General features: G+C 64.2%; 25 protein-coding genes. 6 read left to right on the top strand and 19 right to left on the bottom strand.

The features are described 5' to 3' along the window. Window positions 1–100 precede the first annotated feature (100 nt). Entirely contained in the window at window positions 101–538 is a 438-nt protein-coding gene (locus tag ACE10Z_RS04065) for an energy transducer TonB (RefSeq protein WP_375786784.1), read from the top strand. A gap of 24 nt (window positions 539–562) precedes the next feature. Here ACE10Z_RS04065 and ACE10Z_RS04060 read toward each other — a convergent pair whose 3' ends face one another. Continuing rightward, on the bottom strand, window positions 563–757 hold the full coding sequence (locus ACE10Z_RS04060) for a hypothetical protein (protein WP_375790098.1): 195 nt from the start codon (window positions 755–757) through the stop codon (window positions 563–565). A gap of 320 nt (window positions 758–1,077) precedes the next feature. Between ACE10Z_RS04060 and ACE10Z_RS04055 the strand changes: the two genes are divergently transcribed. After that, complete coding sequence (locus tag ACE10Z_RS04055; protein WP_375786783.1) at window positions 1,078–1,320, top strand: hypothetical protein; 243 nt, start codon at window positions 1,078–1,080, stop codon at window positions 1,318–1,320. 26 nt (window positions 1,321–1,346) lie between these two features. Here the strand turns inward: ACE10Z_RS04055 and ACE10Z_RS04050 are convergent, their stop codons facing one another. From ACE10Z_RS04050 to ACE10Z_RS04040, 3 genes are all read right to left on the bottom strand, one after another. Further along, on the bottom strand, window positions 1,347–1,487 hold the full coding sequence (locus tag ACE10Z_RS04050) for a hypothetical protein (RefSeq protein WP_375786782.1): 141 nt from the start codon (window positions 1,485–1,487) through the stop codon (window positions 1,347–1,349). A gap of 60 nt (window positions 1,488–1,547) precedes the next feature. Then, window positions 1,548–2,429: a DMT family transporter gene (locus tag ACE10Z_RS04045; protein ID WP_375786781.1), complete on the bottom strand. Its 882-nt coding sequence runs from the start codon at window positions 2,427–2,429 to the stop codon at window positions 1,548–1,550. A gap of 222 nt (window positions 2,430–2,651) precedes the next feature. After that, window positions 2,652–3,464, bottom strand: a complete 813-nt coding sequence (locus ACE10Z_RS04040; protein ID WP_016847263.1) for a response regulator — start codon at window positions 3,462–3,464, stop codon at window positions 2,652–2,654. Window positions 3,465–3,729: 265 nt separating this feature from the next. Between ACE10Z_RS04040 and ACE10Z_RS04035 the strand changes: the two genes are divergently transcribed. Both ACE10Z_RS04035 and ACE10Z_RS04030 read left to right on the top strand, forming a co-directional pair. Further along, window positions 3,730–3,933 carry a NepR family anti-sigma factor gene (locus tag ACE10Z_RS04035; protein WP_173643727.1) on the top strand — a complete coding sequence of 68 codons (204 nt, stop codon included), beginning with the start codon at window positions 3,730–3,732 and terminating at the stop codon, window positions 3,931–3,933. After that, on the top strand, window positions 3,933–4,481 hold the full coding sequence (locus ACE10Z_RS04030) for a sigma-70 family RNA polymerase sigma factor (RefSeq protein WP_016847265.1): 549 nt from the start codon (window positions 3,933–3,935) through the stop codon (window positions 4,479–4,481). The genes ACE10Z_RS04035 and ACE10Z_RS04030 overlap by 1 nt, the downstream gene beginning before the upstream one ends. Window positions 4,482–4,737: 256 nt before the next feature. Here the strand turns inward: ACE10Z_RS04030 and ACE10Z_RS04025 are convergent, their stop codons facing one another. Further along, window positions 4,738–7,647: an EAL domain-containing protein gene (locus tag ACE10Z_RS04025; RefSeq protein WP_375786780.1), complete on the bottom strand. Its 2,910-nt coding sequence runs from the start codon at window positions 7,645–7,647 to the stop codon at window positions 4,738–4,740. 214 nt (window positions 7,648–7,861) lie between these two features. Between ACE10Z_RS04025 and ACE10Z_RS04020 the strand changes: the two genes are divergently transcribed. Beyond that, window positions 7,862–8,227, top strand: coding sequence for a methylamine utilization protein (locus ACE10Z_RS04020; RefSeq protein ID WP_375786779.1), 366 nt, complete (start codon window positions 7,862–7,864; stop codon window positions 8,225–8,227). Window positions 8,228–8,244: 17 nt separating this feature from the next. Here ACE10Z_RS04020 and ACE10Z_RS04015 read toward each other — a convergent pair whose 3' ends face one another. After that, window positions 8,245–9,228 (bottom strand): hypothetical protein, encoded by a 984-nt coding sequence (locus tag ACE10Z_RS04015; RefSeq protein ID WP_375786778.1) that lies wholly within the window; start codon window positions 9,226–9,228, stop codon window positions 8,245–8,247. Window positions 9,229–9,568: 340 nt separating this feature from the next. Between ACE10Z_RS04015 and ACE10Z_RS04010 the strand changes: the two genes are divergently transcribed. Then, window positions 9,569–9,709, top strand: coding sequence for a hypothetical protein (locus ACE10Z_RS04010; RefSeq protein WP_375786777.1), 141 nt, complete (start codon window positions 9,569–9,571; stop codon window positions 9,707–9,709). 29 nt (window positions 9,710–9,738) lie between these two features. Here ACE10Z_RS04010 and ACE10Z_RS04005 read toward each other — a convergent pair whose 3' ends face one another. The 13 genes from ACE10Z_RS04005 to ACE10Z_RS03945 all read right to left on the bottom strand — a co-directional run bounded on the left by ACE10Z_RS04005 (window position 9,739) and on the right by ACE10Z_RS03945 (window position 20,372). Next, window positions 9,739–10,767 carry a cytochrome-c peroxidase gene (locus ACE10Z_RS04005; RefSeq protein WP_375786776.1) on the bottom strand — a complete coding sequence of 343 codons (1,029 nt, stop codon included), beginning with the start codon at window positions 10,765–10,767 and terminating at the stop codon, window positions 9,739–9,741. A gap of 186 nt (window positions 10,768–10,953) precedes the next feature. After that, window positions 10,954–12,615 (bottom strand): HWE histidine kinase domain-containing protein, encoded by a 1,662-nt coding sequence (locus tag ACE10Z_RS04000; RefSeq protein ID WP_375786775.1) that lies wholly within the window; start codon window positions 12,613–12,615, stop codon window positions 10,954–10,956. A gap of 400 nt (window positions 12,616–13,015) precedes the next feature. Beyond that, complete coding sequence (gene ureG / locus ACE10Z_RS03995; protein WP_375786774.1) at window positions 13,016–13,675, bottom strand: urease accessory protein UreG; 660 nt, start codon at window positions 13,673–13,675, stop codon at window positions 13,016–13,018. Between the two features lie 162 nt (window positions 13,676–13,837). Further along, entirely contained in the window at window positions 13,838–14,575 is a 738-nt protein-coding gene (locus ACE10Z_RS03990) for an urease accessory protein UreF (RefSeq protein ID WP_375790097.1), read from the bottom strand. Beyond that, on the bottom strand, window positions 14,556–15,185 hold the full coding sequence (locus tag ACE10Z_RS03985) for an urease accessory protein UreE (RefSeq protein ID WP_375786773.1): 630 nt from the start codon (window positions 15,183–15,185) through the stop codon (window positions 14,556–14,558). The genes ACE10Z_RS03990 and ACE10Z_RS03985 overlap by 20 nt, the downstream gene beginning before the upstream one ends. 8 nt (window positions 15,186–15,193) lie before the next feature. Further along, window positions 15,194–15,493, bottom strand: coding sequence for a putative quinol monooxygenase (locus tag ACE10Z_RS03980; RefSeq protein WP_375786772.1), 300 nt, complete (start codon window positions 15,491–15,493; stop codon window positions 15,194–15,196). 24 nt (window positions 15,494–15,517) lie between these two features. Further along, window positions 15,518–15,817, bottom strand: a complete 300-nt coding sequence (locus ACE10Z_RS03975) for a putative quinol monooxygenase (RefSeq protein WP_024581875.1) — start codon at window positions 15,815–15,817, stop codon at window positions 15,518–15,520. A gap of 49 nt (window positions 15,818–15,866) precedes the next feature. Beyond that, the gene (gene ureC / locus ACE10Z_RS03970; RefSeq protein ID WP_375786771.1) at window positions 15,867–17,582 is read right to left on the bottom strand and encodes an urease subunit alpha; all 1,716 of its coding nucleotides are present in this window, start codon (window positions 17,580–17,582) and stop codon (window positions 15,867–15,869) included. A gap of 1 nt (window position 17,583) precedes the next feature. Next, window positions 17,584–18,138: an HD domain-containing protein gene (locus ACE10Z_RS03965; RefSeq protein ID WP_375786770.1), complete on the bottom strand. Its 555-nt coding sequence runs from the start codon at window positions 18,136–18,138 to the stop codon at window positions 17,584–17,586. Between the two features lie 177 nt (window positions 18,139–18,315). Further along, complete coding sequence (locus ACE10Z_RS03960; protein ID WP_375786769.1) at window positions 18,316–18,771, bottom strand: endonuclease domain-containing protein; 456 nt, start codon at window positions 18,769–18,771, stop codon at window positions 18,316–18,318. A 118-nt stretch (window positions 18,772–18,889) separates the two neighbouring features. Beyond that, entirely contained in the window at window positions 18,890–19,195 is a 306-nt protein-coding gene (locus tag ACE10Z_RS03955; protein WP_375786768.1) for an urease subunit beta, read from the bottom strand. Window positions 19,196–19,204: 9 nt separating this feature from the next. Next, on the bottom strand, window positions 19,205–19,507 hold the full coding sequence (locus tag ACE10Z_RS03950; protein WP_063695274.1) for an urease subunit gamma: 303 nt from the start codon (window positions 19,505–19,507) through the stop codon (window positions 19,205–19,207). A 28-nt stretch (window positions 19,508–19,535) separates the two neighbouring features. Then, window positions 19,536–20,372 (bottom strand): urease accessory protein UreD, encoded by an 837-nt coding sequence (locus ACE10Z_RS03945; RefSeq protein WP_375786767.1) that lies wholly within the window; start codon window positions 20,370–20,372, stop codon window positions 19,536–19,538. Window positions 20,373–20,420: the final 48 nt, after the last annotated feature.

Raw genomic sequence — 20,420 nt, 5'->3', positions numbered from 1 at the left:
CATTGACGGATCTCCACCGCATAGCGAGCTACGCGCCTTGCAATCAACCGAAGCGCGAATAGAGTGCCTTGGTAGATTGTGAAGTTGGATCAGCATCTGGATGTTACGACGCGTCGCTGTTTGCATTGCCTTGCTCGTCATTGCCACACTTCCCACAATCGCAGAGGAATACGGTGCTGAGACGCGGCTCCTCGGTTCGGTCGAGGCATGGAAGCGGGACGTCAGTGTTCGTCTTACCCAGGCTCGGCGCTACCCGGCAGCATTGACGCCCGGCCAGGAGGGCACCGCCAAAGTTGCCTTCAGGATCGATCGCGCAGGTCACCTCATGGCGAGCTGGCTCATCGAGGCCAGCGGTATCCCGGCCATCGATGCAGAGGCATTGGCTATCGTTGAACGCGCCCAGCCCTATGCCGCGCTGCCTGCGGAGGTGCCGGACGATTCGGCCGTCCTAACCGTCCCATTCCATTTTTCGGCTGCCCCGCCGTGGGACGACCCCGGCCTCAAGGCGAAGCTGAATTCAGTCTGCCGCGGTTGCTGAGCGGCTCTGTCCGGTGTGACTTGCTCATTCACTCATCGACAGCATCGCGTTCAGCTCGACGGCGGTCCGCAGCTGCTCGATGCGCGCGGCGATCTGTTCTCGCTTGGCGCCGCGCGGCAATTCCGCGAGCTGGCTCTCGAGCCGCACCCGGTGTTCGTCGAGGCGCTGCTCGAACGTGTGGGGCTCAGATCGCTTCCGTTTCTGAATCGTCTTCTGCATCACTCACCCTTGGCGGTTGCAGACCGGGACTATTGGCCCAGCGGTCCAGTTGATCGATGACTTGTGCGTGGCTCGGACGTCGCGGTTCCGGGGCTTCCGGCTCCTCGGACAACTTCCGGGGCAGCTTGACGTGGTTGGTCATGGCGTCACTCCCGCCAGACAACGGGACGGACGCCAGATCGTTCCCAAATTTTCCTAGTAAGTCATTGATTTTATTTGATAAACTTACTCAATCGACGTTTTTGTCTCAGTCTGTGGAACCCGCCGCGACTTGGCTCGTTTAGCAAATTACTCAACTATCTAATTCTGGGCGATTTGCGATGAATGAGCTTCGCGCTGAACGTCTTCAAGTCATGCTTTCCCCCGAAGAATTATCGGCTCTCGACGATTTCCGCTTCAAGCACCGCATGCCTACGCGTGCCGCGGCGGTCCGCGAGCTGCTCAAGCTCGGTCTGGCCAGCAACGGCGTCGATGGAGGCGCCGGGGTGAAGTCGAGCGAGTATGGGGTGTTTAACCGGGGGCCGGATGGGCACACCCAAGGGGACGCGCCGCAGGAGGAGTGACGGCGCGTTGGCGCTGATGCTGCGGTTCAGCCGCCGATGAAGAGGTCCACGACCGCTTTCAGCGTGCAGACCACGAGCGCCGAGGTGAACATCGCCGTACCGAGATCTGCGAGATAAAGCAGCTGCGCCTTCTGCTCCGCATCAAGCCGCGCGATCGCCTTGCGCATGGCCAAGCTCCCTTTTCAGGAGAACGCGTCTCGTGAACGCCGGTTCCCTCGACCGGCAACTCATGCCCGCTGCAGCGCCAGCGTCACGCCGCCAAGCGTCAATGCCATCGCGCCGATCTCGCGAAGCCCCAGCGGCTCGCCGAGGATGATCGCGGCTGAAATCACGCCGATGACCGGCACCAGCAGCATGCCGGTCGACGCCGATGTCGGCGGCAGGCGACGCAGCGTCTCGAACCAGGTGAGATAGCAGATGCCCATCGGCATCAGCGTCATATAGGCAAAGCAGCCGAAGCCGAGCGGCGTGATCGCGGCATAGTTCGGGTGCTCGAACAGAATGCCGAGCAGCAGCATCACGAGGCAGCCGATGCCGACCTGCCAGGCGACCACCGCGAGCGGCGGCATCGGCAGCGGCTTGCGGTTCAGCACGTTGCCGAGCGCGAACAGGATGGCGCAGGCGAGCGCGAGCGCAATGCCGGTGAGCTTGTCGGCGCTGAATGCAAAGCCGTTGCCGCCGAGCAGGAGCGCGACACCGGCGACGCCGAGCAGCAACGCCGCCAGATCCCGCAGCGTCGGGCGGCTGTGCAGCACCGGCCAGGCGAACAGCATCGCCCAGATCGGCATGGTGTAGGCAAGGAGCGCCCCCTCGCTGACCGTGACGAATTTCATCGCGATGGTGCCAAAGCCCATCCAGGCGAAGACATTGGTGAAGGAGGCAAATAACAGCCGCGGGACCGCCTCGCGCGGCACCGCGAGCGACTGGCCGCGGGCCAGCGCCAGCGTACCCAGGATCACCGCCGCACAGGTCCCGGCCAGCCCACGGGCAAACAGCGGCGGCCATTGCTGCAGCAACAGCTTCATCAGCGGCCAGTTCAGGGCCCAGCCGAAGGCCGTCACCAGCAGGCAGAGAAAGCCGATCGTTCGGTCGCGTTGCGTCGTATCCATCGGCCGCGCTTAGCAGGCGGAGGCAGGCGATTCCACATCGCCGCGCGCATGCCGCATCAGCGTGTACCTTCGGATGCCATTCCGTCAGGCAAAGCTGCCGATCGATATCCGCGGCCAGCCCTCGCTTAGCTTCGCGCGCCACGCTCGGGAGCCTTGCTCACAAAAAACCGGCGTACCTCTCGGTACGCCGGCTTGCATTTTGCCCTTTTGCGTAAACTCAGCTCATGCCGACGCCGCGCGCGGCGTGCGGTTGCGCGAGTTGCGCTGGAAGAACAGCGCCTGGCTCGCCACCGCCGACACCATCGCCGGCTGGAACGGCTTCGAGATCAGGAACGCCGGCTCCGGCCGTTCGCCGGTCAGGAAGCGCTCGGGATAGGCCGTGATGAACACCACCGGCACCTCGAAGGTGCGCAGCAACTCGTTGACCGCATCGAGACCGGACGAGCCGTCGGCGAGCTGAATGTCGGCGAGGATCAGGCCGGGCTTCTTGTTCTTGGCGAGCGCCACCGCATCGGAATGCGTGCGCGCAACGCCGATGACATTGTGGCCGAGATTCTTCACCAGGCTCTCGAGGTCCATGGCGATGAAAGTCTCGTCCTCGATGATCAGGACGTCGGTGGCGATCTCGGCGGCCATCTCGCGGCCGGCGGCATCGGTCAGCTTGCGGGTCTCGGCGATGTCGGTGCCGAGAATGTAGCCGACCTCCTCCTCCGAGAAGCCTTCCAGCGACAGCAGCAGGAAGGCCTGCCGAGGCAGCGGCGTGATGTTGGAGAGCCGGCGCTCCGGCGGCAGCGAGAGCGTCGCCACGTCGGCATTGTCGTTGTTGTTCACCGACACCGAATTCCAGATCTGGGTGAACAGCCGAAACAGGCCGGCGCGCGGGCCGTGCGTCTGGTCCAGCAATGATCCGTCCTGCAACAGGGCCTCGAGCATGGCCCCGACATAGGCGTCCCCGGACGCCTGGTTTCCGGTCAGCGCGCGCGCATAACGGCGCAACAGCGGAAGATGTTCGGCAACGATCTGCGATCGGGACATTCCCACTCCATCCTTGTTCGTGAGGCCAACCGGCCTGAAACCCGTATTCTGGGGCGGCGTACCATTTTGGTGCCACCCCGGTTCCCCTGCATGCCCGATTACGCGCGAGCGCCGAAAAAGTTCCACGAAATAGTTCCAGCGTTCCGGAACTTTCTGCGCAACTTTGCATTAGCTCCTGACCGACGAGGCAACGCGGCCAGCCTCTTTTTTCGAGGAATATCTTGAAAATCAGAGACTTAACTCCCGGGGAAGCGTGGATCAGATCATGAAGGAAGTAAAGAAGCAGGGCGGTCTCAACGCCGAGATTCAATCGAGAATCGGCCACCAGCTTCGTGCCATGTACGACGACGTGGTGCGGCAGGGGGTGCCCGACCGCTTTGCGGAGCTGATCCGCAAACTCGACGGACCCGAGGCTGCCGCGGCAGCCGTGGCCGGGGGCGATACTGACAAGAACAATGGAGGGGAGTGATGCCTCTCACGAATGAACTTCGCGACGACATCCTGGCGTCGGTCCCGAGCCTGCGCGCGTTCGCGATCTCGCTGTCCGGTAATGGTGACCGTGCCGACGATCTGGTGCAGGAGACCCTGCTGCGCGCGATCGCCAATATCGACTCGTTCCAGCCCGGCTCGAACCTGCCCGCGTGGTTGTTCACCATCCTGCGCAACCTGTTTCGCTCCGACTACCGGAAGCGGCGGCGCGAGGTGGAGGACGCCGAGGGCAATTATGCCAAGACCCTGAAGAGCCAGCCGTCGCAGGCAGCGCATCTGGAGTTCGAGGAATTCCGCGCGGCGCTCGAAAAGCTGCCGCAGGACCAGCGCGAAGCGTTGATCCTGGTTGGTGCCTCCGGCTTCTCCTACGAGGATGCCGCGGCGATCTGCGGCTGCGCGGTCGGCACCATCAAGAGCCGCGTCAACCGCGCGCGATCGAAGCTCTCCGCGCTGCTCTATGTCGACAGCGCCGAGGATTTCGGTCCCGACAACACCGTGCGCGCCGTCATTGGCGGCAATGGCGGGTAGCCAAGGCGCGATGCTGGAATGGAAGGGCGGCCCGCTGGGCCGCCTTTTTTCATTCGGCGATGGTCGATCACGGTATCGCGCAGCATGATCCGGAAGACGCCGGATCGAGCAGACCGTCGCCCTCTCGATCGACCATCGTGAGCCTAGAGCGTTGTCCGCGGCGCACGCCGCGTCGTCCGGGCCGTGCGCGACGACAGCAGACGCGATGCGCCAGCTGCTGCGCGATCTCCGCCGCGTTGCGCGACAGGTCGCGCTATCAGCCCGCCATCGCCTGCTTGACGGCAGCCGGCTTGAAGCCGTTTCTCAATTCGAGAATCTTGCCCGCGATCTCGGTCACCGGGACCGGATGACTGAGCAGGAAGCCCTGGGCCTCGTTGCAGCCCTCGGCCCGCATGTGGTCCAGCTGCTCGACGGTCTCGATGCCCTCGGCGATGGTGGTCATGCCAAGGCTTCTGCCCAGGCTGATGACGGCGCGGACGATCGACTTCGACCCATGCGTCGCGGTCGCGTCGCGCACGAAAGACTTGTCGATCTTGAGCTTGTCGAACGGAAAACTGCGCAGATAGCTCAGCGAGGAATAACCGGTGCCGAAATCGTCCAGCGCGATGCGCAGTCCCAGCGCCTTCAGCTTGTGCAGCGTTGCAAGCGTCTCGCTGCTGTTCGCCAGGAAGACGGATTCGGTGATTTCGAGCTCCAGCCGGCGCGGCGACAATTTCGACGCCGCAAGCGCGTTGACGGCAACGTCGATGAAGTCGGGATCGCGAAACTGGACCGCGGAGACGTTGACCGCGAGCTTCATCTCGCTGGGCCAGCTGACGGCTTGCTCGCAGGCGCGATTGAGCACCCATTCTCCCAACGGGCCGATCAGGCCGATCTCTTCGGCGATCGGGATGAACTGGTCCGGCGCCACCAATCCGCGCTTCGGGTGATGCCAGCGCAGCAGCGCCTCGAAGCCGCAGATGCGGTCGAGATGGAGATCGTAAAGCGGCTGGTAGTACAACGAGAACTCGTCCTTGGCCATCGCCTCGCGGAGATCGAGCTCGATCGCCCGACGCCGCTGCAGGCTGGCGTCCATCGCCGGCTCGAAGAAGCGCCAGGTACCCCGGCCTTCCATCTTGGCGCGGTACAGAGCGACGTCGGCGTTCTTCAGCAGCTTCTCTCCGGTGGTGCCGTCGACCGGCGACATCGAGATGCCGACGCTGCACCCGACCACGACGCGATGCCCGTTCAGCTCGTAAGGAGCGCCGACGCATTCCACGATGCGGCGGGCGAGGCGCTCGGCCTCCTCTCCGCCCTGGACGCCACACTGGATGACCGCGAACTCGTCGCCGCCCAAACGCGCAACGGTGTCGACCTCGCGGACGCAGGCGTTGAGGCGGTCGGCGACCGCACACAGCAGTTCGTCGCCGACCGGATGTCCGAGCGTATCGTTGACCTGCTTGAAATTATCGAGATCGAGGCAGAACACCGCGAAGCCGGATCCGCGGCCGACCTGAGCGACCGCCAGCTCGATCCGTTCCGCCAGCAACGTCCGGTTCGGCAGCCTGGTCAGGGCATCGTGCCGGGCCATGAACGCGATCTGCGACTCGGCGCGCTGCTGTTCGGTGACATCCTCGCAGGTGACGAGCCAGCCGCCATCGGATGTCGGCCGCTGCGCGATGGCAATGATCCGTCCATCGCTGAGATGCTGCCGATAGTTGCCCTCGTGCTGGGTCATCGATCGCTCGCGTTCCGCCAGCAGGTCGGCGACGGTCCGCTCACCGTGATTGCCGGCGGCGACGCTGAGGCCGAGCACGTCCTCCATGGTCATTCCGGGAACGATGAGCTCCGGCGAAATATCGAATATCTCGCAGAACCTGCGGTTGGCGACCTGCAGCCGCGCCTCGCTGTTGTACAGGCACAGCCCTTGCGACATGTGCGTGAGCGCCGCGTCGAGCCGCAGATTGGTTTCGTGCAGCTCGGCCTTCTGCTGCTTCAACGCGGAGATGTCGCTGTAGACGAGAACGACGCCACCCTCCTGCGTCTCGCTGCGGCTGACACGCAGCCAGCGCCCGTCGGAAAGCTGCGCCTCGCTCGCGAAGCCATCGATGTCACCGTCGGCCGGCGCCAGGCTGGGGGCATCGAGCCGATCCGACTGTAGAAGCTGCGGCGAAAGAAGAATGAATTCGCTGGCGCGCGAGTTGGCCAGCGCGATCTGGCCATCCGCGTCGAGCAGCACGACGCCTTCGCGCGACGTTTCAAGCGCATCGGAGAGCCGCGCCTGCGCGGAGCGGCGTTGCGACACTTCCTGATCGACCATCCGCCTGATGTTGTCGCGCATGGTTTCCATGGCGGTCAGCAGCGTGCCGAGCTCGTCGGTGCCGCCCTTGGGGACGGTCGCGTCGAGGTCGCCGCCGGCGATGCTCCGCGCGGCCCGCGATGCAATGGCGACAGGCCCGATGATCCGGCGCGCCAACAACCACGAGAACAGCGCCGACAGGAACAGCGCGACGGTCAGCCCGGCGACGTTGAGCTGCAGATCCCGCTTGATCGTCGAGAGCGCCTTTTGCCGGAACAGAAAGCCGTCGCCGGCCGTATAGTTGACCAGCAGCTCGACCTGCTGGCTGACGATCTTGGAGTAGCGATCGACATCGCCGACCGTCGTCCCCGATGCACGCGGATCAGCCGCCGAATTTCCCTCGAGCGACGATCCGATCGCACGGCGATGCAGCGCCATCCAGGCGTCGGCGGCCTCCTGAACCTTTGCCGCGGCTTGCGCAGCCCGCGAGGACTGCGAGCGGTCGGCAGCGATCGTCAGGTCTTCCGAGAGCGTCTTGGCGAGCTTTTCGATCTGGCTGTCGAGGCTGGCACGAATTTCCGGATCCGCGGTCAGCAGACGCTGCGACGACGCGACCCGCATTGTGGCGAAGTCCGCACCGGCCGCGCGGGCGTAATTGATCGACATCAGGGATTCGTCGAACGTCTTGGCCACCAGATCGCCGGCATGGCGGATACCAAGGATGGAGTATCCGCCGAGCGCGACGGCAACGGCGCTCATCGCGAGGCAAAAAATCAGAATCTGGGTGCGAATCGAACCCGTGGTCAGGGCAAGATGCGGCAGGCCGCCGGTTGCGAGCCGGAAGGCTGCACCGCCCTTTACCTTGAGGTTGCCTAATAGGCTATCCATACCCGCGTTTCGCCGTAGTGCTCGATGTTCAAGCTACGCAGAAACGCGCAGCGCTTGCGGAAAAATGACTGTCTGCTCAAAATTGCTTTAGTAGTGACTGCAACTCATGCTGAAATCGTTAAGATCAGCTGGCGATAATCACCCTTACAGGTAATCCTGGACGCATCATTTGCACGCTCAAGTAGCCGGTGTTGGAATTCCAAGCGGGGGTCTCATGAATTCAGGCTTGTTGCGCATCCTGCGCCTCGGCCGGTCCGGCCGCGTGCCTTTAGTGGCCGCGATTGTTACGGGAGCGCTAGCCGGCGCAGCCATGGGTGCGGCGCCTTACGTCATTTCGCAGAAGGATCGCGAATTCAAGCCCGCAGAGATCTCGATCAAGCGCGGCGAGGCTTTACGGTTCATTAACGATGACGGCGAACTGCTTCATCACGCTTATTTGAGCTCCGATACGTTCAGTTTCGACTCGGGCGACCAGCAGCCGGGCAGCAAGTTCGACGTCACCTTTTCCGTGCCCGGCGACTACACCGTGCTGTGCGGCATTCATCCGAAGATGAAGCTCGCGGTCCACGTCGCCAAATAGTCCCGGCAAATGACGATCTACAGGACCGAGGTCTTGAAGATCGCGGCGTGGCCGAAATAGTAGACGAACAGCGTCAGTGACAGCGCGGCACAGAGAGCGACCGGGGCAAGCCATGGCGCGCGACGATCGCGCGGCAACACCTTGTTGTCGGCGAGAATCGCAAACAGCACGGCGATGATCGCCGAATGTCCGATGGTGTCGATCCTGCCGAATTCGAAGCACGCGCTGATGAACATCCCCACCAGCACGGCGCCGGCGCAGCGCCGGATCAGCGGCGTCCAGATCAGGGCAAAGGCGAGCGTGAATTCCACCATGCCCGCGGCGCGCATGTAGAACTCGTTGTCGAAGCCGAGGGTCATCCCGGCATGCTCGATCAGGAGCGGAAAGCTCCATTCCGGATAGGCCCATTTTTCGATCGAGGCCCACATCAGCGTCACCGCCGCGGCGTACCGCATGACGTCGATCGGGCGGATTCCGAACAGGTCCTTATTCAGCCCGATCAGCGCAAAATAGGCGGCAACGCCGAGAAAAATCGGGTAGTCGGCAAGATGGAAGACGCCGTAGTTGCGAACGCCGATGCCGAACAGGACCGCCATCCCCACGGCCGACAGCGGCAGCGTGCGCCGCGACAGCATGCCGGCAGCGATGGCGAGTTGCAGCGCGCCCACCAGCGGTGACGACGTCTTCAACTCCGGCGTCAGCAGGATCCCGCCCACGGCCCAGATCGAGATGAAGAAGAACGCGCAGACGGCGCGCATCATCAGCTCGGTGTGCGACCGCAGTCCCTCGGTGATGCGGTCCAGCGCGCGAATGGTCGCATCGCCGAGCGACGTCGGCTCGATCAGGCAGCCCGCAAACAGCCAGAAGACGGCGACGCCGAGCAGCAGTTCAAAATCAAGGCAAAGGACATTCTCGAGTCCGCGGGGCTGACCGGCGACATCGTAAGCGCAAAACCATTTGACATGTGCCTCGGCACTGCGCGCGGCTACGACGCAAAACAAAACCGCTGCAAGGCACGTGGCGAAAAAGGAGCGCACAGCCGACGCGGCATCTCGCTCCCGCCCACTAAACATTGAACCAACCGCCCACACACACACAAAAACGCTTAAGGACTTGTTTAACTTATATCAAATTTTACGCATTGTGCCTGCCACTGACATCCGTCGGTTGCATTGTGGTTAATTGCGGCAGGCGGGCCCCAACCCATCCTTCAGCGCACCTTTTCCGGCCGGTTCCATCGAATTTTAGCTAATTCCGGCACGGGGGCTCAATTCAACTGTCGTAGTGAAACCCGGACAGATCGGATGGGAGGCCGGTTAAATGTTCGGAGTGTTGAGTGTCGTGAGTATCGGGGTGGGGTCAGCCCTCGCCTATGTGACAAAATCGTCCCCGTCGCGCACGGCGGCCCTCGAGACCTGCGCGGGCGCGTTCCTGGTCGTCGGGCTCGGCCTGCTTGGGGCCGCACTGCCGCACCTCGCCTGACGAGCCCCGTTCCAGACCCCCTGCTGCGCTCAGCGCGGCAATTTGGGGATCCCCGCCACCGGCGGGGCCGTGGCGGTCAGGGTTTGCAGGAAGGCGATGAGGTCCTTCTTCTCACCTGCCGTCAGAGATAACGGCTTGATGTCGGGCGACCGGCTCGGCCGCTCGATCCCGCCCTTGTTGTAGAGCTCGATGACATCTTCCAGCGTTGCGACCGATCCGTCGTGCATGTAGGGCGCACGGCGCGCGACGTCGCGCAATGTCGGGGTCTTGAACGCATATTTCAGCTTCGCCGAGGTCGGAAAGTAACGTCCGCGCCCGATGTCGTGGCCCCTGGCGGTGCCGATATCCTGGAAGGACCCGTCGGAGAAGGATGGGCCGCTGTGGCAGGACGAACAGCGTCCCTTGCCGTTGAAAAGCTCAAAGCCGCGCTGGGCCGTTGCGCTGATAGCGCTCTCGTCGCCCTTGATCCAGCGGTCGAACGGGGCCTCGCCCGCAACGATGGAGCGCTCGAAGGTCGCCAGCGACTGCTCGATCCTCGGCCGTGTGATCGCACCGTCTCCGAACGCAAGGGTGAATGCATCGACATAGCCGGGGATCGCCGCGAGACGCGCGATCAATTCCGGCTCGGTCATGTTCAGGTTCATCGGGCTCAGGATCGGCCCGAACGCAACGGATTCGAGATCCTTAAACTTGCCGTCCCATCCCAGCGGCTCGAAGAACGCCACGTCGATCAGCGTCGGCGAACGGATCGGCAAGCCTTTCGGATCCTCGCCGATGGCACGCGGAAGGCCGTCGGCCCATGACAGGCTCGGCTTGTGGCAGCTCGCGCAGGAATGCGTCTTGGACCGCGACAGCAGCGGATCGAAGAACAGCATCCGCCCGAGCGCGGATTTCGCCTCCGAATAGGGATTGCTGCTCGGGAAGGGAACGACGTCGGGCCGGCGATAGCTGGCACGGATTGTCGCAGCGTCGCGGGGCGCCGTCGCCGGGGTCAAGGCAAGCGACAGCCCTACCGGCAAAACTGCCGCGAGCAAGGTCAGGCTGACCCAAAGCCTCATCGGGGTCCTCAGACGGTATCCTGCTCGCTATATGCCCAAGCATGTTCAACGAAGTTTTAACGCTCCGTTGCGGCCTATTACGGATGCCGGATTCCGACACAGATGACGTTGGCGCCGTCTGGCGCGCCCGATTTCGATCAATCCGGGCGGCAACAGAGAAACACAACGTGAGGTGGCCAAGCCGCCCTACTTCTTCGCCGGACGGACCGGCGCGGAGAGCTGCTCGGTGCGATCGCGTTCGGTCATGTCGACCACGGTGTCCATCGGCGCGGTCAGCTCGTAGACATAGGAGACGTCGGTGAAGTAGCGCTTCGCGGTGCCGCCGAGCGCCTCGGGCGCGACACGGTCGAGCAGGATCAGGCCGAAATCACTGTCGGCCCGCCGCGTCGCCTGGCTGGTATTGAACTCCTCCCAGCGGAAATTGAAGACCGCGTCCGCATCCTCGCCGGCGACCTCCCAGTTCGCGACGATGTGCGGATGCTTGCCGACCAGCGACAGCCCTTCGTCGGAGTGCGAGGCAAGCTCGAAAAACAGCAGCGACAGCGATTGCGCGGCGCGGGCGCTGACGGTGATATCGGGACCGTTCACCGCAATCCGGTCGGCATGTGGAATCGCGCGCGATTCGAACAGGCCCTTCAGCTTGACGCCCTGCCACTGGCTCTCGCTGAGCAGCGTGACGACATTCGACATCGCGTGGATACGCCCGATCAACAGTTCGCGCGCGACGTCGATGTCGGCGCCGTGCCGCAGCGTGCGGGTCACGATCGACTGGATCACCGCGAGGATGTTCTTGACCCGATGGTTGAGCTCGTCGATGACCGCAGTCAGCCGGCGCTCGAAGCCGATCCGGACCTCGATCTCGCGGCTGAGGCGCAAATTGTTGTAGGCGACATAGCCGAACAGGCCGCAGACGATGCCGGTCAGGGCGAGGCCGATCGCCGCGACGATGGTCGCGGTCTGCTGCGCACGCACCGTGGCGTTGCTCTTTGCGTAATAATCGAGCGACCAGTCCCGGCCGCCGAACGTCACCGTGCGGACCATCGACGGCAGCGGGCCGTCCTGGCGCACCGCGCGCGAGGTGACGATGCCCTGTTCGTTGGCGGTGAACTCGTCGTTGGAATCACGCGGGTCCTTCAACGCCACCGCGAACAGCGAGGAATCGTCATTGGTCAGCATCAGCGACGACAGCTCGTAGGAAAAGGTGATGAAGCCGGCCGGCTCGGACCCACCCTCCTGGAACACCGGCGCGGCGAGCACGACCCCGACCGGGCCGTTCTGCCGCAGCAGCGGCACCGGATCCGAGGCCACCGGCTTGGCGTTCGCCATCGCCTGCGCCAGCATCGGACCGACCACCGAGTGACGGTCGAAGGCGCGGCCCGGGATACTCAGGGTCTCCGGATTGCGCGGCTCGACGTCCATCAGCACGTTGATCGGCTTGTCGAGCGCCTTGAGGTCCAGCGCCTGGTCGTCGAAATCGCGGATCGAGGGATTGGTGAAGCCGGCGGCCTTCAGCTCCGCCTCGGCCGCGGTCAGCTCGTTCGGCTTGAGGCGCGCGATCCACGCGGCGACGACGAAGTCGGTCTTGAAGGCGTAGATCGCCGAGCGCAGCGGCTGCAGCATGTTGGCCTTCACCATCGACGGCGTCCGGAACAGGCCCGAGGCCACCCGCGCCAGCAGCTCGCGCTCGGTCAGGCGGTCCTGCACCAGGCTGGCATGGACGTCGATGGCCCGCGCCAGCGCGATACCGTCGATTGCGAGCTCCTGATCGTGCACCCGATAGGCGGCAAGACCGGAGAGCAGAACTCCGATCAGCGCAATCAATGCAACGATGAAGCCCAGTCGAACCACACGCTTACTCGGCAATCAGGGGGTGGCGAAAGGGGACGGTAGGCATCTGGCTTCTGCGGGGGCGACGACAAATCAGGGTGCGATGAACGCCGGCCGCAAAGGAATATGGAATAGCGATCATCGGTACGCAACAGGAGCCGGTCGGCAACATTAACGACGACGCCACCCGGCGGTCTTTGGCGGCGCTAAGGGTTGCTAATCGTCAAAGTTGGAAATTGTTCCGGCGATTGCGCAGCTTTTTTGCGGCGGCCATTCTCCTTCACCGTTATCCTGAGGAGCCGCGAAGCGGCGTCTCGAAGGATGCACGGGCCGGCAGGGGGGCCGTCGCCCCTTCGAGACGCGCTACGCGCTCCTCAGGGTGACGGTGAGGCACACCGGCTATCTGCCACAATGATTAACGTCAGCCCGCCTTCGTACCCGTCTTGGCCGCCTTGCCTGTACCCTGCGGCCGAAGGCCGCCCTTGGTCTCGATGAAGCTGATGATGCGGTCGAGGCCCTCGCTCTTCTTCAGGTTGGTCATCACGAAGGGCCGCTCGCCGCGCATCCGCCTGGCGTCGGTGTCCATCTTCTCAAGCGACGCACCGACATGGGGCGCGAGGTCGATCTTGTTGATCACCAGAAGGTCGGATCGCGTGATGCCGGGGCCTCCCTTGGAGGGAATCTTGTCGCCGGCCGCGACGTCGATGACGTAGATCGTGAGATCGGCCAATTCCGGCGAGAAGGTCGCCGCCAGATTGTCGCCGCCGGACTCGATCAGGACCAGGTCGAGGTCGGGGAATTTCGCCCGCATGTCGGCGACCGCGGCAAGGTTCATCGAGGCGTCCTCGCGGATCGCGGTGTGCGGGCAGCCGCCGGTCTCGACGCCGGCGATGCGGTCCGGCGTCAGCGAGCCGGAGCGCACCAGAAACTCGGCATCCCATTTGGTGTAGATGTCGTTGGTGATCGCGGCGATGTCGTAGCGCTCACGCATCGACTTGCAGAGCAGGTCCATCAGCGCGGTCTTGCCGGAGCCGACCGGACCGCCGACGCCGACGCGCAACGGGCCATGAGAAGTGGGCATGAGAACAGTGCCTCCGCTATCGTCGTCCCTGCGCAAGCAGGGACCCATAACCACCGAATTCAGTTGCTGCAACCGTCTGGGGCCCCAGCCTCGCGCAACCACCAAAGCCGGTGGTTATGGGTCCCCGCTTTCGCGGGGACGACACGTGGATGGTGTGGCCCATCATGACCGGAACAGCCTCGTATACTGCGCCTCATGACGCAGGCTTGCGAGGTCGGCCCGGAAGGTCGCGCTGCCGAGATCGTCGAGCGAGGCTGCGTTGGCCCGCGCGGCGGTTGCGGCAACGACCGGCTCGAGATCGGCCAATACGCGCTGGCTATCGGTCTGCCCGAGCGGGATCAGCCGGCTGCCCGCTGAAATCCAGTTCGAGAGCACGGCATGCAGGAAGGCATGCAACGACGGCGCCAGCCGGATGCCATGCGCAGCGCTGACGAGGCCGACCGCGACCGGGTAGACGATCGGCCCGTCGCAAGCCGCAATCATCGCATCGAGGCCGGACGCACTCCAGGCCGCGCGGGCAATCTCGACGAACGCGCGTCCCTGCGTCGTGGTCTCGAGCTGCCGCTCGCGCGACGGCACGAAGGCAGCCGCAAGCTCGGCGATCTCCGTCAGTCCGGCGTGGCCGGGTTCCGACGCCGCGCGATGGCTCTGCGCGAGAAGCACGGCATCGCAAAATCCGCTGCCGTCGGTGAGCATCGCCGCGAGCCAGCCGCGCAGCGACGCGGCATCCGTGATGTCACCGGCCTCGACCGCCCATTCGATACCGCTGGAATAGGCGAATGCCCCGACCGGGAACGACGGCGACAGCCACGTCATCAGCCGATACAGCGCAGCCGCCTCGTCCTCCGCCATCCCGCCGCGCACCGCAGCGGGATCCGGCTCATTTGTGGTCATGAGCATGGGAGTGGTCGTGGTGATGATGGGCATGGTCGCAATGCTCATCATGATGATGGTGGTGATCGTGGTCATGCCCATGGGCATGGTGACGTCCATCACCGTGGTGGTGACCATGATCGTGCGCGTCGCCATGGGCATGATCGTGCCCGGTGTGACCATGCGCGTGCTCGTCGGCATGCGCGTGTTCGGCATAGGCGCCGCCCTCGGGATCGAACGGCGCCTCGATCTCGATGACACGGGCCCCTAACCCCTTCACCATCGCCTCGATCACGTGATCGCGCCGGATGCGCAGGCCTTTCGGCATGATCTGCGTCGGCAGATGGCGATTGCCGAGATGCCAGGCAACCCGGATCAGATGATGCGGATCGCTGCCGCGGATTTCCGCGAGCGGCTCGGGAGCTGCGACCACCTCGACGAGGCGGCCGTCCTCCAGCACCAGTGCATCGCCGCCGCGCAGCGCGACGGCGTTTTCAAGGTCGAGCAGGAATTCGAGCCCGCGCGTCCCGGTCATCGCCATCCGCCGCCGGTGCCGGTCGTCGAAATCGAGCACGACGGTGTCGGCTGCCGCTTCCTTCCAGCGATGCTGGCCCAGGACTTTGGTTGCGCGGATCATCGATTGCCTCAGAGCTTCTGAACCTTGGCGTCGCTGATGATCTCGATCACCGTCGGGCCCGTCTTCATTTCGGCGGAATATTCGCGCCACACCTTCATGTGCGGGGCCTTGCTGTGCGCGGTCAGGTCGTCGCGGGTTTCCCAGCGCTCGACCACCACATACAGATTGGGATCGTTGACGCTGACATGACCCTCGTAGGAGAGGCAGCCCTTCTCCTTGTGGGTCTCGGCGATGCACGCCTTGTGCCCCTTGATGAAGTCGTCCTTGTTTTCCGGCTTCATCGGCGTGGTGGCGATGACATAGATCATGTGTTTCTCCCGTTCTTGTTCTTGTTAGCGAACGTCGACCTTCTCGGGCGTGATCACCTCGATCTTCGGCGGCGCGGCCATGCACTTCACCGCGACGCGGCCGAACGTCTTCATGTGCTCGGCGGTGCGATGCGGCACCAGCGCCTCGGCGTTTTCCCACTGCTCGACGAACACCATCTTGCTGTGGTCGGTGACGCTCTCGTGCAAGTCGTAGGCGATGTTGCCGGGCTCCTTGCGGGTTTCCTTGATGCAGGCCGTCGCCGCAGCGATGAATTCGGCGCGGGTCTCGGGCTTGATGGTCAGCGTAGCAACGACGTAAATCACGGAAATTCCTCCCGGTTTTCTGTTTTGGCTTTGGATACCGGGAGCGGTTTTAGAACATAAAATAGCGCTGTGCCATGGGCAGCACCTCGGCCGGCGCGCAGGTCAGGAGCTCGCCGTCTGCGCGTACCTCATAGGTCTCGGGGTCGACCTCGATCTCGGGCGTCGCATCATTGTGGATCATGCTCTTTTTGGAGATTTTCCCGCGGGTGTTCTGCACCGCATAGAGCTTCTTCGAGATGCCGAGCTTGCGGGCAAGGCCGCCGGTGACCGCAGCCTTCGAGGTGAACACCACCGATGAGGCGGTCAGCGCCTTGCCGAAGGCGGCGAACATCGGTCGGTAGTGCACCGGCTGCGGCGTCGGGATCGAGGCGTTTGGATCGCCCATCGGCGCCGCGACGATCGAGCCGCCCTTGATGATGCAGTCCGGCTTGACGCCGAAGAACGCCGGCGACCACAGCACGAGGTCGGCGAGCTTGCCCTTCTCCACCGAACCGATCAGCTTCGACACGCCGTGCGCGATCGCGGGGTTGATGGTGTACTTTGCGATGTAGCGCTTGACGCGGAAATTGTCGTTGTCGTTGCCCTTGTCCTGCGGCAAGGCTCCGCGCTGCTTCTTCATCTTGTCCGCGGTCTGCCAGGTGCGGATGATGACCTCGCCAAGCCGTCCCATCGCCTGGGAGTCCGACGACATCATCGAGAGCGCGCCGAGATCGTGCAGGATGTCCTCGGCGGCGATGGTCTCCTTGCGGATCCGGCTTTCGGCGAAGGCGAGATCCTCGGCGATCGACGGATCGAGGTGATGGCACACCATCAGCATGTCCAAATGCTCGTCGATGGTGTTGCGCGTGAACGGCCGGGTCGGATTGGTCGAGGACGGCAGCACGTTCTTCAGGCCGGCAATTTTTATGATATCCGGCGCGTGGCCGCCGCCGGCGCCTTCGGTGTGAAAGGCGTGGATGGTGCGGCCCTTGAACGCCTTGACCGTGTCCTCGACGAAGCCGGATTCGTTCAGCGTATCCGAATGCAGCATCACCTGGACGTCGTAATCGTCGGCCACGGACAGACAGGTATCGATCGCCGACGGCGTAGTGCCCCAGTCCTCGTGCAGCTTCAGCGCGCAGGCGCCACCCTTGATCATCTCGACCAGCGCCGCCGGACGCGAGGCATTGCCCTTACCCGAAATACCGAGATTGACCGGGAAGGCGTCGAACGACTGGATCATCCGCCCCATGTGCCACGGGCCGGGTGTGCAGGTGGTGGCGAAGGTGCCGTGCGACGGGCCGGTGCCGCCCCCTAACATCGAGGTGACGCCAGACATCAGGGCGTGCTCGATCTGCTGCGGGCAGATGAAATGGATGTGGCTGTCGAATCCGCCCGCGGTGAGGATCTTGCCCTCGCCCGCGATCACGTCGGTGCCGGGCCCGATGATGATGGTGACGTTGGGCTGGATGTCTGGATTGCCGGCCTTGCCGATCGCGGCGATCATGCCCTCCTTGATCGAGACGTCGGCCTTCACGATGCCCCAGTGATCGACGATCAGCGCGTTGGTGATGACGGTATCGGCCGCGCCTTGCGCGTTGGTCACCTGCGATTGCCCCATGCCGTCGCGGATCACCTTGCCGCCGCCGAACTTCACCTCCTCACCATAGGTGGTGAGATCCTTCTCGACCTCGATGATCAGATCGGTGTCGGCCAGCCGCACCTTGTCGCCGGTGGTCGGCCCGAACATGTCGGCGTAGACGGAACGCTTGATCTTCACGGACATGTCAGCCCCCAGTTTCAGCCAGCGCGGCCTTGGCGCGCGCAATGGTGTCATCGAAAATGCGGTCGAGCCGCGGATTGATCCCCCGGCAACCGGCAACGACCTTGTCGGCCCAGGCCGCATAATCGGCGAGATCGTCGCGCTCGTCCTTGCTCGGATGCGGCACGATCCGCGCGCCGATATTGCTGACCTTGTCGGCGGCCTTGATCAGCTTTGCGCCGGGCGACTTGTGCGGAGCGTCCTCGATCTGCTTTTGCCGGCGGAGAGCCTTTGGCAGACTCATGTCGTCGGTACATTCGACGACGAGATTCGCAACGCGCACGCTGAACTTCTGCGCGAGTTCATCACGCGTAGTCTCTGTATCCTCGATGGTATCGTGCAGCCAGCCGGCTGCCACCAACTCGGCATCGGCGCCATCGGTCACCTGCGCCAGCAGGTTCGCGACCTCGGCGAGATGGTTGATGTACGGCTCACTCCCCCGCCCCTTGCGCGCCATCCCGTTATGGCGGCGCGCAGCAAGCTCGGCAGCTTCGGAGACCATGCGGAGCGGAGAGAGCATGCGGTTACAGCGCTCCTCTGCGGAAGCGTGCGTGGCAGACGCATGTTACACCGGATCGCCAGACCTCGTCCGTCAGCGCCCGGGGCTCACCCCTCTCCCCAACCCTCCCCCGCAAGGGGGGAGGGAGCCTGACGAGTGTGCTCACCTCACGTCGCGTCGCAACTCCTCCATCTTGCTTCACGGCTTCTCCTCGCCATTGCTGTCAGGTGTAAGGGAGTCACCGGCGAAAGGGTTCCCTCCCCCCTTGCGGGGGAGGGTTAGGGAGAGGGGTGCCGCTTGCTCCGCTGCTTCCGCGATGCTCAGCACCACGCCCTCCAGATTCTTCAACACGTCGTCGTTGGTGAAACGAAGGACGCGGTAACCGCGCGACTTAAGCCACGCGTCCCGCCGTTCGTCGTGACGGACGCGCTCCTCGAAATCGTGGCTCTCGCCGTCGACCTCAACGACGAGCTTGCAGGCATGCGCGACGAAATCGGCAATGTAATTGCCGATCGGCACCTGTCGACGAAAATTCAGGCCGGCGAGACGATCGGCTTTCAGGTGCCGCCATAACAACGTCTCCGCGCGCGTCATCGCACGGCGGAGCTGCTTGGCGCGATCGCGCTGGATGTCGCTCACTTGAGCGTGCGGCATACCCCTCTCCCCACCCTCAGCACAATCTCCAACACCGGAGCGCGGGGCCTACCCCTCTCCCCAACCCTCCCCCGCAAGGGGGGAGGGAGCCCGACCCGCGTGCTCACCTCACGTCGGCTCACAGCTTCCCCTTCACCTCGGCGCGGAAGCCGTAGATCACGCGTTTGCCGGCCAGCGCGACGAGCTGGACGTCGCGGGTCTGGCCGGGTTCGAAGCGGACGGCGGTGCCGGCGGCGATGTCGAGGCGCATGCCGCGGGCCTTCTTGCGGTCGAATTTCAGCGCCGGGTTGGTCTCGAAGAAATGGTAGTGCGAGCCGACCTGGATCGGACGGTCGCCGGTGTTGGCGACCGACAACGTTGCGGTCTTGCGGCCGGCATTGAGCTCGATCTCGCCGTCCTTGATGAAGAGTTCGCCGGGGATCATGTCGCGCTCCTATCGGATCGGTTCGTGCACGGTGACGAGCTTGGTGCCGTCGGGGAATGTCGCCTCGACCTGGATGTCGTGGATCATTTCCGGGATGCCATCCATCACCTGCGCGCGGGTCAGGACCTTGGCGCCGGCCTGCATCAGTTCGGCGACGGTGCGGCCGTCGCGTGCGCCCTCGACGATATAATCGGTGATCAGCGCCACCGCTTCGGGATGGTTCAGCTTGACGCCACGCTCGAGCCGGCGGCGCGCCACCATGGCCGCCATCGAAACCAGCAGCTTGTCCTTTTCGCGGGGAGACAAATTCATGCGAGCACTCTGATCGTTCTTGAAAGGTCTAGTTGAGCCACAGCCGCGGCAGCGGCACCAAGGAGGCGCGGCCGAGCACCGCCATCATGTCGGCGCGCAGCCGGGCCGCATCTTGGGCACAGAAGCGCGCCATTGCAAAGCCATTCCAGGCCGAGATGCCGACCTCGCCGCCGAAGCTGTCCGTCGCCGCGCGGATGCGCGCGATCAGCGCCTCGTCGCCCGGCACGATCAGCGCGGTGCCGATCGCGCAGCCGCCCCCCGCGATCGCGGGCCGTGCCAGCTTGTCACCGATCTCGCCGTCAAGGCGGATGGTCTCGGCAAACACCAGCCGGCCGCCGCGCCGCATCCGCCAGCGGTCGACGAACTCGCCGTGGCGCATGGTCTCACCCATCGCGGCGCGGCCGAACACCACGATCTCGCACAGCAAAAGCGAAGCGCCCTCGGCCAGGTCGATGTCGAAGCGGCGATGAATGCGGGCGCGGTCGAACAGGATGGTCTCCTGCGGCAGCCAGGACAGATGCGCACCGTCAGCAACCTTCAGCGCGATGTCGAGCCGCGCCGCCGCTGCCGGCGCACGATAGACCTTTTCGGCGGCCGCCGTGGTCAGGGTCAGGCGCGTGCCCTCGCCGGCTGCGATCGCAATCTCGAACCGGTCGCCGCCGGCAATGCCGCCGGCCGTATTGACGAACATCGCCGACAAGCCGTCGTCCTCCGGCGACGGAAACCGGACGCGCAGCGAGCCCGATTCATGGAGATCACCGCGGCGGGTGGCGCCATCCTTGCGATGCACGCCGAACCTGACCGCACCTTGCGCGCGGTTTGCCGCAAACGTCGCCGCTGCCGCGCCTGCGATCCCGGTCCGCATTCCCCCGATGCTCCCTTGCGCGCGCCGCACGAGGCGACGTCACATCAT

The organism is Bradyrhizobium sp. Pha-3, assembly GCF_042258615.1.
In the GTDB taxonomy this organism is placed as follows: Bacteria; Pseudomonadota; Alphaproteobacteria; order Rhizobiales; family Xanthobacteraceae; genus Bradyrhizobium.
Note: the sequence above shows the minus strand (reverse complement) of the source record. Positions and strands in the feature narration are given on the sequence as shown.